This window comes from Klenkia sesuvii, from assembly GCF_037083825.1.
Lineage (GTDB): Bacteria > Actinomycetota > Actinomycetes > Mycobacteriales > Geodermatophilaceae > Klenkia > Klenkia sesuvii.
The window spans coordinates 107,774-119,832 of the sequence record NZ_JBAPLU010000001.1; the positions used below are offsets into that span (position 1 = coordinate 107,774).

The window sequence follows — 12,059 nt, forward strand, 5'->3', positions numbered from 1 at the left end:
GACTGGACGACGTGCAGGCACCGCCGGAGGAAGTCGACCCCGACCACGCCCGCGAGTGGGTCGAGTTCACCGACCCCGCCGATCCCGAGCACCGCGTGCGCGCCGACCTCACCTGGCTGACGTCGGCCTGGACCTGCGTCTTCGGGCGCGGGTGCGCCGGGGTGGTGGCCGGCCGGGCCCAGGACGGCTGCTGCAACCACGGCGCCTTCTTCACCGACACCGACGACCTCACCCGGGTGGCCGCCGCGGTGGAGGAGCTCACCGACGCCGACTGGCAGCGTCGTCCGCAGTGGGCCACCGACTGGACCGAGCCCGACACCCTGGACGAACCCGGCGAGGACGGCGCGACCGAGGCCGCGCTGCGCACCCGGGTCGTCGACGGCGTCTGCGTCTTCAACAACCGGCCCGACTTCCCCGGGGGCGGCGGGTGCGCCCTGCACGCCCTGGCGCTGCGCACCGGGCGGCACCCGCTGGAGACCAAGCCCGACGTCTGCTGGCAGCTGCCCGTGCGCCGGGAGCAGGAGTGGGTCGACCGCCCCGACGACACCCGCGTGCTGGTCAGCTCGATCGGCGAGTTCGACCGCCGGGGGTGGGGCCCCGGCGGGCACGACCTGCACTGGTGGTGCACCGGGTCCCCGGTCGCCCACGTCGCCGCCGAACCACTGGTGGACACCTACGCGGCCGAGCTGACCGAGCTGCTGGGCGCCCCGGCGTACGCCGAGCTACGCCGGCTGGCCCGCGAGCGGCTCGACCTGGGACTCGTGGCCCCCCACCCGGCCAGCCCGGTGCCCGTCCAGCTGCACCGGCGCCGGCCCGGCTGACGCACCGCCCGGCGCCGCTGCGGGGGTCGCCGCGAAGGTGCGGCGCCACTCGCGCGGGGCGACCCCGCGACGGCGGACGACGTGCCCGTGCGGAGGGACCCACGTCTACCTGATCGGTCGGCGCATCGAGGAGGCCCGGGCCCGGCTGGCCGCTGCCGATTGCGTCCAGCGCGCGGACCACGCCGTCCCGGCGTAGCTTCGAACACATGAGCGACGCAGACGCCCCCGTGAACTCCGGCCAGCCCGGCGACCCCACCGCCGAGAAGGACCCGCACGACTGGGTGACCGGCGACGAACCGGCCACCGGCGCGCAGAAGAGCTACCTGTCCACGCTGGCGCAGCAGGCCGGCGAGGAGGTCCCCGAGGACATCAGCAAGGCCGACGCCTCGATCAAGATCGAGGAGCTCCAGGACGAGACCGGCCGCGGCAAGTGAGCCCGGGGGCCCCGCCGTCGGCGGGGCCCCCGGTCACGACTCGAACTTGTAGCCCAGCCCCCGGACGGTCACCAACCACTTGGGGGTGGCCGGGTCGGGCTCGATCTTGGCCCGCAACCGCTTCACGTGGACGTCGAGGGTCTTGGTGTCGCCCACGTAGTCCGACCCCCACACCCGGTCGATGAGCTGCCCGCGGGTCAGCACCCGGCCGGCGTTGCGCAGCAGCAGCTCGAGGAGGTCGAACTCCTTCAGCGGGAGCGGCACCGTCTCGCCGTCGACGGACACGGTGTGCCGCTCGACGTCCATGCGCACCGGGCCCGCGGCCAGGGTGGCCTCCGAGGGCAGGTCGGCGTCGCTGCCCCGGCGCAGCACTGCGCGGATGCGGGCCAGGAGCTCGCGCGCCGAGTAGGGCTTGGTGACGTAGTCGTCGGCACCCAGCTCCAGGCCCACGACCTTGTCGATCTCGGTGTCCTTGGCCGTGAGCATGATGATCGGCACCGCGCTGCGGGCGCGCAGGGTGCGGCACACCTCGGTGCCCGACAGGCCCGGCAGCATGAGGTCCAGCAGCACGATGTCGGCCCCGCCCCGGTCGAACTCGGCCAACGCGTCGATGCCGTTGCCGGCCACGACGGCCTCGTAGCCCTCACGGCGCAGCATGTAGGACAGCGCGTCGGAGAAGGACTCCTCGTCCTCCACGACCAGCACTCGGGTCATGACCGTCCTCTCTGGACATCGGTCTCGGCGACGGCTGCGCGCAGCGCGTCGACACGGTCGCGGGGAGGACCCGCGGGGTCGGAGGCGGGGCCGGGGACGTCGGCGGTGGGGGCCAGCGGGATGCGCAGCGTGAACGTCGACCCCAGGCCCTCCTCGCTCCAGACGGCCACCGACCCGCCGTGGTTGGTGGCCACGTGCTTGACGATGGCCAGGCCCAGGCCGGTGCCGCCGGTCGCGCTCGCCCGCGACTGGTCGACCCGGTAGAAGCGCTCGAACACCCGCGCCCGGTCGGCCCGGGGGATGCCGATGCCCGAGTCGGTCACCGCGATCTCGGCGAACCCCTCACGCGCCCGGGTCCCGACGGCGATCTTGGTGGAGTCCGGCGAGTAGGTGACCGCGTTGGCCAGCAGGTTGGTGACGGCGGTGGCCAGCTGCGCCTCCACGCCGAGGACCACCAGGTCGTCCTGCTCGCCCACGGCCAGCTCGATGCCCTTGGCGGCGGCCGCCAGCCGCGTGCGGTCGACCGCCTCGGCCACCACGTCGTGCACCAGCACGGGCTCCAGCTCGGGCAACGGCTCGGCACCCTGCAGGCGGGACAGGTCGATGAGCTCGCGCACCAGCCGGGACAGCCGGTCGGACTCGTGCACCATGCGGGCGGCGAACCGCTGCACCGTCTCGGGGTCGTCGGCGGCGCCCTGGGTGGCCTCCGCCAGCAGCGCGAGCGCCCCGACCGGCGTCTTCAGCTCGTGCCCGACGTTGGCGACGAAGTCGCGCCGCACGGCCTCGACCCGGCGGGCCTCGGTGACGTCCTGCAGCACGAGGGCCACGGGCCCGGGTTCGTGCGCGGCGCCGCCCTGCACGCGCAGCCCGTGCACGCCCACCATGCGGGGACCGGTGCCCACCAGGTCGGCGGGCAGCTGCACGTCCGCGCGCCGGGGCCCGGCCCGCCGCACCTCGTGGGCCACCGCAGCCAGGCCGGGCACCAGCAGCCGCGGCCCGCGCAGGATGCCCATCGCGCGGGCGGCCGGGTTGGCCAGCAGGACCGAGTCGTGCACGTCGAGCAGCACCACCGCCGGGTCCATGAGGTCCAGCAGCCGGCGGGCCAGCACCGCCTCGTCCTCGACCCGGGTGGGCGCACCCGGCAACGAGGTCGGCACGAAGGTGCCGTCCTCGATCGAGGACGACGGCTGCCCGGTGCGGAACCGGACGACGAGGGCGCCGGCCACACCGCCCAGGACGAGGCCGAGCACCAGCCACAGGAGCGGGAGCACGGCGCCGATGCTAGGCCGACCGGGGGACGGTTCCCGGCCTCCGCCCACGGGATCACCCCTCGGGGGAACCAGTGTTCACGGCCCGGTGTCCGGCCGTTCACCTGCGCGACCCGGCACGGGACCGGCCCGAAAACTACGCTGCTGTGCGGACGCCCGAGCCGCAACCGCACCCGGGTTGCGCCGCGTCACCGTCGACATCCGCACCCGCCCACCCGGGTGCGCACACTGGAGGAGCACCGTGCGCGACACCTACCGCGAAGAACTGGACGACATCACCACCTCCCTGGTGGAGATGACCAACACGGTCGGCTCGGCCATGAGCAAGGCCACCACCGCGCTGCTGGACGCCGACGTCGCCCTCGCCGACCTCGTCATCGCCGGGGACGCCCACATCGACGCCGTCCGCGAGAGCGTCGACGAGCGGTGCTTCACCCTGCTCGCCCGCCAGGCCCCCGTCGCCACCGACCTGCGCTCGGTCACCACCGCCATGGCCACCGTGCAGGACCTCGAGCGCATGGGCGACCTGGCCCAGCACATCGCCAAGGTCGCCCGCATGCGCTTCCCCGACCACGCGGTGCCCCAGGAGGTGCGCCCGGTCTTCCTGGACATGGGCCACACCGCCGAGAGCCTCGTCGCGCAGGCCGGCACCATCATCGCCAAGCGGGACATCGAGGCCGCCGCCCAGCTCGAGGCCGACGACGACCTGATGGACCGCAACCACCAGCAGCTGTTCCGCGAGCTGCTCAGCGACGAGTGGCCGCACGGCATCCAGTCGGCCATCGACATCACCCTGCTGGGCCGCTACTACGAGCGCTTCGCCGACCACGCGGTCAGCGTCGCGCGCCGGGTGGTCTACCTGGTCACCGGCGAGCGCCCCTCGCCCGTGGTCGCCGCCGCCAGCTGAGGCTGTGCGCATCGCGATCCTCCGGATCGCACGAGAAGGGCCCCGGGACGTCGTCCCGGGGCCCTTCTCGTCACTCGGTGCTGGAACGGCCCCGTCGCAGGGTCCCGCCGCGAGCTTGCTCGTGGTGGGGGGCGACGGGGTCCTTCACTTCTTGCCCTGGTTGGCCACTGCCTTGATGGCCTCGGCGGCGGCCTCGGGGTCGAGGTACTGGCCGCCGGGGTTGGTCGGGCGGAGGTCGTCGTCCAGGTCGTAGCGCAGCGGGACGCCGGTGGGGATGTTCAGGCCCACCACCTCGTCGTCGCCCATGCCGTCGAGGTGCTTGACCAGCGCCCGCAGGCTGTTGCCGTGCGCGGTGACCAGCACCGTCCGCCCGGCGCGCAGGTCGGGCACGATCGAGTCGTACCAGTAGGGCAGCATCCGGACGACGACGTCGGCCAGGCACTCGGTGGCCGGGCGGGCCTCCGGGGGCAGGAAGGCGTAGCGCGGGTCGGCGTCCTGGCTGTACTCGTCGGCCGGGTCGATCGGCGGCGGCGGGGTGGCGTAGCTGCGCCGCCAGGTCATGAACTGCTCCTCGCCGTACTCGGCGAGCGTGGCGGCCTTGTCCTTGCCCTGCAGGGCCCCGTAGTGCCGCTCGTTGAGCCGCCACGAGCGCGTGACCGGGATCCACTGCCGGTCGGCCGCGGCCAGCGCCAGCTCTGCGGTGGTGATGGCCCGCTTGAGCAGCGAGGTGTGCAGGACGTCGGGCAGCAGCCCCTCGGCCTTCAGCAGCTCACCGCCCCGGGTCGCCTCCGCGCGGCCCTTGTCCGACAGCGGGACGTCGACCCAGCCGGTGAAGAGGTTGGCCTTGTTCCACTCGCTCTCGCCGTGGCGGAGGAGCACCAGAGTTCCGGTCACGGCGTCCATCCTGCCCGACGGGTCACCCGGTCAGCAGGGGCCAGGTCAGCCAGAGCTCGAACAGCAGCGGGGGCACCAGCCCGGCCAGCAGCCAGGGGCTGCGCACCCGCCGTCCGGTGCTCCACCGGACCACCGCGGCCACGCCCACGCACAGCCCGGCGCCGGCCAGCCCCCACCCGAGGGCCGCGGGCACGTCCGCGGTGAAGAACTGCGCGATGGCCAGCTGCACGGCGCACACCAGCAGCGGGTAGACCAGGGCCGTCGCCAGCACCACCCCGGTCAGGGCACGGGTGCGGCTGCGCAGCTCGGTCTCGTCGGCCATCGTGGTCGTCGGCGCCGGGCTCAGGTGAGCGTGCCGGCCCGCCACCGCCGGGCGGCGGCGCCCAGCTGGTCGGCCGTGCGGGCCAGCGCGGACCCACCCCGGGTGACCCGGTCGGCGGAGTCGGGGTCGGACTCGTCGAGGTCGTCGGCGCGCGCCGCGCGGCCGCCGGCCACGACCCAGCAGAAGGCGGCGGCCCGGTCGAGCGCGACGTCGAGGTCGCCCTCGAACACACCGGTGAGGACGGCGTCGGCGAGGTCGCGCACGCCGTCGGGCCCGGGCGGGTCGGCGAGGCCCGCGACGACCTCGCGGGGCAGCACCCTCCCCTGACCGGCCTCGAACTCGCGGGCGGCGGCCACCGGGTCGCGCTGCACCCAGGCGCGCAGCAGGTACAGCCGCCACAGCGCGCCGGGCAGCGAGATGGCCGGGGCGTCGGCCCACAGCTCGGCCAGTTCGTCGAGGCCCTGGTCGTCGGCGAGGGTCACCAGGCGCCGGGTCACCTCGGGGTCGTCGGTCGCGCGGGCTCGGTCGACCAGCGCGTAGGCCACCCCGCGGGCGGCCTCGGTGGTGGCGATGGGGTCCACCTCCCCGGCCAGGTGCGCGCCGATGGAGGCACGCAGCAGGGGGCGGCGGTTGCGGCCGGCCATCGGGTCCTCCTCGTCGGTGACGGCCGCAACGGTAGGACGACCCCCTCCGTTGTACGTGCCCGACCGGCCGACGGCTACCCCGGGCGAGCGGCGGGGTCGCGGCCCAGGAAGCCCATCAGGCGGTCGACCGCGGGGGCGTCGTCGGGCACCGGCACCTTCGGGCCGTACTGGCCCGACTGCCGGAGGAACTCGTCCATGGGCTGCATGCCGGCCAGCAGCTGCGTGCACTCGGCCTCGTCCAGCCCGGCGTCCTGACCCGACGCGCGCGCCAGGTCCCAGGTGTGCAGCAGCACGTCGGTCGAGTAGAACCGGTCGACCGCCTCGGCCAGCGGCAGCGTGCCCAGGTGCTGGTGGGTGAACGACTCGGCCGCGCGGGGCGAGTCCAGCAGCGCCTGGACGGCGGTCGCGTGCCGGGTCCAGTCCTGCGCCGGGTCGCCGGTCCGCTCGACGGCCAGCACGACGTCGTCCGCGGCGAGCAGGCCGGGCAGCCACTCGACCAAGTGAGCGACCACGTCGGCCGCCGTCCAGCCCTCGACCGGGGTGGTCGCCGTCCAGTCGGTGACCCCGGCGACCACCTCCCCGAACCGGCCGGCCACGCGGGCGTGCCGGGCGGACGGGCTCTCCACGGCGGTCATCGGGTCTCCACGGGTCGGACGGGGTCAGGACGGCGGGAGGGTGCGGCGGCCGGGCAACCAGACCAGGCAGACCACGGCGGCGACCAGCGCGGAGGCCGCCGTCCCGATCGCGGTGACGTGCATGGCCTCGACGAAGGCCTGGCGGGCGGGGGCGACCAGCACCTCGGCGTCCGCCCCGGCCACCCGCACGGCCTCCAGCGTGGCGACCACCGACTGGCGGGCCTGCTCGCGGGCGGCCTCGGGCAGCACCTCGACGGCGTCGCCCAGCCGGGCGGCGTAGACCCCGGCGACCAGCGAGCCCAGGATGGCCACGCCCAGCGCCCCGCCGACCTGGCGCACCGTGTTGTTCACCGCCCCGCCGGCACCGGCCTTCTCGCGCGGCACCACGCTCATGATCGCCTCGGTGGCCGGCGCCAGCACGGTGCCCAGGCCGAGCCCCTGCACGAAGAGCACGACCAGCACCAGCCAGACCGGCGGGCCCACCCGCAGCAGCTGGTTGGCCGCGAACGCGGTGGCCATCAGCCCGAACCCGGCCGCGCACACCAACTTGGCGCCTAACCGGTCGGCCAGCACCGACGCCCGCGGCGAGGCCATCGCGATGGCCACCGCCATCGGCACCAGGGTCGCCCCGCTCTGCAGCGGGCTGAAGCCGAGCACGCCCTGCAGGTAGTACACGAGGTAGAACGTCGCCCCCTGCAGGGCGAAGAAGTTCAGCGCCAGCGCGCCGGCCGAGGCGGAGAACGCGGGCAGCCGGAACAGGGAGACGTCCAGCGCCGGGTGGCTGGTGCGGCGCTGCCACCAGATGAACGCGGCCAGCAGGACCAGACCGCCCAGCAGCGGGCCGAGCACGCCCGGCGTCGTCCAGCCCACCCCCTCGCCGCCGCGGATGATGCCGAACACCAGCGAACCCAGCCCGGCGATCGACAGCAGCACCCCCGGGACGTCGAGGCGCCCGGGCGCGGGGTCCCTGGACTCGGGCACCAGCACGACGACGCCGAGGGCACCGAGCGCCGCGACCGGGATGCCGAGCAGGAAGACCGCGCCCCACCAGAAGTGCTCGAGCACCAGCCCGCCGGCCAGCGGTCCGCCGGCGATGCCGATGCCGGCCGCCCCGGCCCACACCCCGATGGCCCGGCTGCGCTCGGCGGGCGGGAACACGTTGCTGATCACCGCCAGGGTGGCCGGCTGCACGGCGGCCCCGCCGACGCCCATGAGCGCCCGCCAGGCGATGAGCTCGTCGGCCGACCCGGCGAAGGCGGCCAGCACCGACCCCAGGGAGAAGATGCCCAGCCCCAGCAGCAGGGCCCGTCGGCGCCCGATGCGGTCGCCGAGGACGCCCCAGCTGAACAGGAGGCCGGCGAAGACCAGGATGTAGGCGTCGATGGCCCACTGGAGCTGGCTCTGGGTGGCCGACAGGTCGCGCTGCAAGGTGGGCAGGGCGACGTTCAGCACCGTGTTGCCCATGATGACCACCAGGAGGCAGACGATCATGGTGGCCAGCACCCACCAGCGGCGCTCGTACCCGGGCGGGGCCGGGGTGCTCACCCGCGCTCGACGAAGTCCGCGAACGCCTCGAGGTTGCGCAGGGACTCCCCGCGCTTGACCCGCCACTCCCACTCGCGCCGGATCGAGGTGCCGAAGCCGATCTCGAGCATCGTGTTGAAGTGGTCGTCGGCGTAGCTGAGCACCGCGCCCAGCAGCCGGTCGACCTCCTCGGCCGTGACCGCCGCCGCGCTGACCCGGCCGGTCAGGTAGACGTCGCCCACGGTGTCGATCGAGTAGGCGACGCCGTACATGCGGGCGTTGTGCTGCAGCAGCCAGGTCCACAGCTGCTCGCGGTTCTCGTCGGGCTGCCGGCACACGAACGCCTCGATGCGCAGCCCGTGCTCGCCGAGCACCAGCCCGCACACCGTCTTGAGCTTCTTGGTGCCGGGCAGGTCGACCAGGAACCGCCCGGGGGCGGGGTGCTCGTAGACCAGCTCGGCGTCGCGCAGCGCGGCGTCCACCACGGCCTCGAGCTCGGCGACGGTGCTCACCGCGCACCGCCCCCGGCCGAGAAGGCCCGGACGGCGTCGCGCACCCGGTCCCGCGGCGAGCGCACCGCCGACCCCATCTCGGCCATCGCGGCGGCGTAGGCCTCGACCAGGGACCCGGCCGTGCGGTCCCAGCTGAAGGACTCGGCGTGCCGGCGGGCCCCGGGCGAGAGCTCGTCGCGCCGCTCGGCGACCTTGCGGATCGCCGCGGCGTAGTCGGCCGGGTCGTGGCCGTCGACGAGCACCCCGGAGACGCCGTCGGCGACCGCGGTGGGCAGCCCCCCGACGGCCGCCGCCACCACGGGTGTGCCGCACGCCTGGGCCTCGAGCGCGACCAGCCCGAAGGACTCGTTGTGGCTGGGGACGACGGCGACGTCGGCGGCCCGGTAGTGGTCGGCGAGCGCCCCGGCGGCCTGCGGCGGCACGAACCGGACGACGTCGGTGATGCCCAGGGACGCGGCCAGCTCCTGCAGCTGCCGCGGTTCGGCCAGCCCGCTGCCGCTGGGCGCACCGACCACCAGCACCTGCAGCCGGGACCGCAGCGCCGGCTCGTCGGCGAGAAGGCGGGCGGCGGCGTGCAGCAGCACGTCGGGGGCCTTGAGGGGTTGGATGCGCCCGACGAACAGCAGCACCAGGGCGTCCTCGGGCACCCCGACCGTGCGCCGGGCGGCGGCCCGGTCGCCGGGGGTGAAGGTGGCCAGGTCGACCCCGGGCGGCACCACGAGGGTGCGGGCGGGGTCGGCCCCGTACCAGCGCACGAGCTGGCGGGCCTCCTCCGCGGTGTTGGCGACCAACCGGTCGGCCTCGGCGACCACCTGCTCCTCGCCGATGACCCGGGCCATCGGCTCGGGGGCGTCGCCGTCGGCCAGGGCGGCGTTCTTCACCTTGGCCAGGGTGTGCGCCGAGTGCACGAGCGGCACCCCCCAGCGGTCGCGGGCCAGCCAGCCGACCTGCCCCGAGAGCCAGTAGTGGCTGTGCAGCACGTCGTAGAAGCCGGGTTCGTGCCGGGCCTCCTCGCGGAGCACGGCGGCGGTGAAGGCGCACAGCTGCGCGGGCAGGTCGTGCTTGCCCAGGCCCTCGAAGGGGCCGGCCGACACGTGCCGCACGGTCACCCCCGGGACCATCTCCACCACCGGGGGCAGGTCCGACGAGGTGGCCCGGGTGAAGACCTCCACCGCGATGCCCCGGGCGGCCAACCGCCGGGACACCTCGACGACGTAGACGTTCATGCCCCCGGCGTCACCGGCACCGGGCTGGTCGAGCGGGCTGGTGTGCACGCTCAGCGTGGCCACGCGGCGCGGCAGCATCGGGCGCGCCGTCCAGGGGGCGACCGGGCGCAGCGGGCGACGAGCAGGCACCGTCACTCCTCCCCGCAGGCGCCTCCGCCGGGCACCTCTCCGGTCCCCCATCCTGCACCAGCAGACTGGACGCATGCCCGCCGAGACATCCGCCCTCCCCTTCCCGGGCCACGGACGTGTGGCCGTCGTCACCGGTGCGTCCAGCGGCATCGGGGCCGCGACCGCCGAGCGCCTGGCCGCCGACGGGTTCACCGTCGTCCTCGCCGCGCGGCGTCTGGACCGGCTCACCGAGCTCGCCGCGCGCATCGGCGGCCGGGCCGTCGAGCTCGACGTCACCGACCAGGCCTCCGTCGACGCCCTGGCCGCCTCGCTGGACCGGGTCGACGTCCTGGTCAACAACGCCGGCGGCGCGTTCGACGCCGCACCGGTGGCCGAGGCCGACCTCGACTCCTGGACGAGGGCGTTCGAGGTCAACGTGCTGGGCACCGTGCGGGTCACCAAGGCGCTGCTGCCCGCGCTGCGCGCCTCGGGCGCTGGTGACGTCGTCCTCATGGGGTCCACCGCGGGCCTGGTCAGCTACGAGGGCGGCGCCAGCTACACCGCCGCGAAGCACGGCGTGCACACCCTCGCCGAGACCATGCGGCTGGAGCTGGTCGCCGAGCCGGTGCGCATCGTGGAGATCGCCCCCGGCATGGTGCGCACCGAGGAGTTCGCGCTCAACCGCACCGGCGACGCGGCGAAGGCCGCCAAGGTCTACGAGGGCGTGCGCGAGCCGCTGGTCGCCGCCGACGTCGCAGACTGCGTCGCCTGGGCCATCACCCGCCCGCACCACGTGAACGTCGACCTGCTGGTGGTCCGCCCGCGCGCGCAGGCCGCCCAGCACAAGGTCCACCGCGAGGGGTAGGCCCACCACCCCTCCCCCAGCACGCCCACCACCCCTCCCCGGCACGCCCACCACCCCTCCCCCGGCATGGGAGCCCATGCACCCGGTGATGAGGCCCATGACCGGGTGCACGGGCTCCCATGCCGGGGTCAGCGGGCGTCAGCGGGGGGATGCCGGGGTCAGCTCGGGCGGACGGCGGTCGGTTCGGGGACGAGGGCCACGCCGAAGCGGTCGCGGACGGCGTCCACCACGCGGCCGGCGAAGGCGAGCAGCTCGTCGGCCGTGGCGCCCGGCTCGGTGGTGAGCGCCAGCGAGTGCCGGGACGACGTCCCCACGTGGCCCTCACGGGTGCCGCGGCCGAAGCCGGCGTGCTGCACCAGCCACGCCGCCGACAGCTTGACGTCGTCGCCGGCCGGCCAGCTCGGGCAGCCCGCGGCGACCACCGGGTCGGCCATCGCCGCCGGGACGACCGGGTTGGTGAAGAAGGAGCCGGCGCTGCGGGAGTCGGGGTCGGCCGGGTCGAGCACCATGCCCTTGCCCCGGCGCAGCTCGAGCACCGCCGTCCGGACGTCGGCCAGCGGCGCCCGCTCCCCCACCTGCACGCCGAGCCGGCGGGCCAGCTCGGCGTAGCCCACCGGCATCGACAGCTCCGACGCGGTCAGCCCGAACGTCACGGTGAGGACGACGAACACGCCGGGGTTCTGCTTCAGCGCCGAGTCGCGGTAGCCGAAGCCGCAGTCGGCCGGCGAGAGCGTGCGCACCGAGCCGTCGCGCCGGTCGAGCACCTGCACCGCGGTGATCGTCTGCGCCACCTCCTGGCCGTACGCGCCGACGTTCTGCACCGGCGTCGCCCCGGTGCTGCCCGGGATGCCCGACAGCGCCTCCATGCCGGCCAGGCCCTCGGCCACGGTGTGCGCGACGAGGTCGTCCCACGGCTCGCCGGCCTGCACCTCGAGCGAGTCGCCGGTGCGCAGCACCCCGCGGGAGCGGACGGCGACGACGTCCCCGGGCCACCCGGCGTCCGGGGCGACCACGTTGGAGCCCCCGCCGAGCACGAGCAGGGGGCGCCCTGCGGCGTCGGCGGCACGGACGGCGGCGACCAGCTCCTCGGCGTCGTGCACCTCGACCAGCCGGTCGACTGGCCCGCCCACCGCCAACGTCGTGAGTTCGGCCAACCGGGTTCCCTCGAGCACCTGCACCCCTCCA

General features: G+C 75.1%; 14 protein-coding genes. 4 read left to right on the plus strand and 10 right to left on the minus strand.

Annotation, left to right across the window (positions count from 1 at the left end):
* Positions 1-11: 11 nt before the first annotated feature.
* Both TEK04_RS00520 and TEK04_RS00525 read left to right on the plus strand, forming a co-directional pair.
* Complete coding sequence (locus TEK04_RS00520; RefSeq protein WP_336402326.1) at positions 12-821, plus strand: DUF3109 family protein; 810 nt, start codon at positions 12-14, stop codon at positions 819-821.
* Positions 822-1,027: 206 nt separating this feature from the next.
* Entirely contained in the window at positions 1,028-1,255 is a 228-nt protein-coding gene (locus tag TEK04_RS00525) for a DUF3072 domain-containing protein (protein WP_336402327.1), read from the plus strand.
* 33 nt (positions 1,256-1,288) lie between these two features.
* On the opposite strand, the gene TEK04_RS00530 is transcribed toward TEK04_RS00525, so the two are convergent.
* Positions 1,289-1,969, minus strand: coding sequence for a winged helix-turn-helix domain-containing protein (locus TEK04_RS00530; protein WP_336402328.1), 681 nt, complete (start codon positions 1,967-1,969; stop codon positions 1,289-1,291).
* The gene (locus TEK04_RS00535; RefSeq protein WP_336402329.1) at positions 1,966-3,240 is read right to left on the minus strand and encodes a sensor histidine kinase; all 1,275 of its coding nucleotides are present in this window, start codon (positions 3,238-3,240) and stop codon (positions 1,966-1,968) included. The genes TEK04_RS00530 and TEK04_RS00535 overlap by 4 nt, the downstream gene beginning before the upstream one ends.
* Positions 3,241-3,478: 238 nt before the next feature.
* Here TEK04_RS00535 and phoU point away from each other — a divergent pair, with 238 nt between their 5' ends.
* Positions 3,479-4,144, plus strand: coding sequence for a phosphate signaling complex protein PhoU (gene phoU, locus TEK04_RS00540; protein WP_336402330.1), 666 nt, complete (start codon positions 3,479-3,481; stop codon positions 4,142-4,144).
* Between the two features lie 144 nt (positions 4,145-4,288).
* Here phoU and TEK04_RS00545 read toward each other — a convergent pair whose 3' ends face one another.
* The 7 genes from TEK04_RS00545 to mshA form a co-directional block, all read right to left on the minus strand.
* Entirely contained in the window at positions 4,289-5,047 is a 759-nt protein-coding gene (locus tag TEK04_RS00545; RefSeq protein WP_432277308.1) for a phosphoglyceromutase, read from the minus strand.
* Between the two features lie 13 nt (positions 5,048-5,060).
* The gene (locus tag TEK04_RS00550) at positions 5,061-5,360 is read right to left on the minus strand and encodes a hypothetical protein (protein WP_336402332.1); all 300 of its coding nucleotides are present in this window, start codon (positions 5,358-5,360) and stop codon (positions 5,061-5,063) included.
* Positions 5,361-5,380: 20 nt separating this feature from the next.
* Positions 5,381-6,004: a hypothetical protein gene (locus TEK04_RS00555; protein WP_336402333.1), complete on the minus strand. Its 624-nt coding sequence runs from the start codon at positions 6,002-6,004 to the stop codon at positions 5,381-5,383.
* 74 nt (positions 6,005-6,078) lie between these two features.
* A complete protein-coding gene (locus TEK04_RS00560; RefSeq protein ID WP_336402334.1) occupies positions 6,079-6,639 on the minus strand; it encodes a TIGR03086 family metal-binding protein in 561 nt (186 codons plus the stop codon).
* Positions 6,640-6,663: 24 nt separating this feature from the next.
* A complete protein-coding gene (locus TEK04_RS00565; protein WP_336402335.1) occupies positions 6,664-8,184 on the minus strand; it encodes a DHA2 family efflux MFS transporter permease subunit in 1,521 nt (506 codons plus the stop codon).
* Entirely contained in the window at positions 8,181-8,675 is a 495-nt protein-coding gene (locus TEK04_RS00570; protein WP_336402336.1) for a type III secretion system chaperone family protein, read from the minus strand. The genes TEK04_RS00565 and TEK04_RS00570 overlap by 4 nt, the downstream gene beginning before the upstream one ends.
* On the minus strand, positions 8,672-10,030 hold the full coding sequence (gene mshA, locus TEK04_RS00575; protein ID WP_336402337.1) for a D-inositol-3-phosphate glycosyltransferase: 1,359 nt from the start codon (positions 10,028-10,030) through the stop codon (positions 8,672-8,674). Before mshA ends, TEK04_RS00570 begins: the two co-directional genes overlap by 4 nt.
* 73 nt (positions 10,031-10,103) lie before the next feature.
* Between mshA and TEK04_RS00580 the strand changes: the two genes are divergently transcribed.
* The gene (locus tag TEK04_RS00580) at positions 10,104-10,874 is read left to right on the plus strand and encodes an SDR family oxidoreductase (RefSeq protein ID WP_336402338.1); all 771 of its coding nucleotides are present in this window, start codon (positions 10,104-10,106) and stop codon (positions 10,872-10,874) included.
* A gap of 158 nt (positions 10,875-11,032) precedes the next feature.
* Here TEK04_RS00580 and TEK04_RS00585 read toward each other — a convergent pair whose 3' ends face one another.
* Positions 11,033-12,052 (minus strand): UDP-N-acetylmuramate dehydrogenase, encoded by a 1,020-nt coding sequence (locus TEK04_RS00585; RefSeq protein WP_336402339.1) that lies wholly within the window; start codon positions 12,050-12,052, stop codon positions 11,033-11,035.
* Positions 12,053-12,059 lie beyond the last annotated feature (7 nt).

Excerpts from the sequence above, each read along its gene's own strand:
- TEK04_RS00560 (WP_336402334.1), bottom strand. The coding sequence starts at position 6,639 with ATGACCGCCGTGGAGAGCCCGTCCGCCCGGCACGCCCGCGTGGCCGGC.
- TEK04_RS00530 (WP_336402328.1), bottom strand. The coding sequence starts at position 1,969 with ATGACCCGAGTGCTGGTCGTGGAGGACGAGGAGTCCTTCTCCGACGCG.
- TEK04_RS00550 (WP_336402332.1), bottom strand. The coding sequence starts at position 5,360 with ATGGCCGACGAGACCGAGCTGCGCAGCCGCACCCGTGCCCTGACCGGG.
- TEK04_RS00525 (WP_336402327.1), top strand. The coding sequence starts at position 1,028 with ATGAGCGACGCAGACGCCCCCGTGAACTCCGGCCAGCCCGGCGACCCC.
- TEK04_RS00545 (WP_432277308.1), bottom strand. The coding sequence starts at position 5,047 with ATGGACGCCGTGACCGGAACTCTGGTGCTCCTCCGCCACGGCGAGAGC.
- TEK04_RS00580 (WP_336402338.1), top strand. The coding sequence starts at position 10,104 with ATGCCCGCCGAGACATCCGCCCTCCCCTTCCCGGGCCACGGACGTGTG.
- TEK04_RS00555 (WP_336402333.1), bottom strand. The coding sequence starts at position 6,004 with ATGGCCGGCCGCAACCGCCGCCCCCTGCTGCGTGCCTCCATCGGCGCG.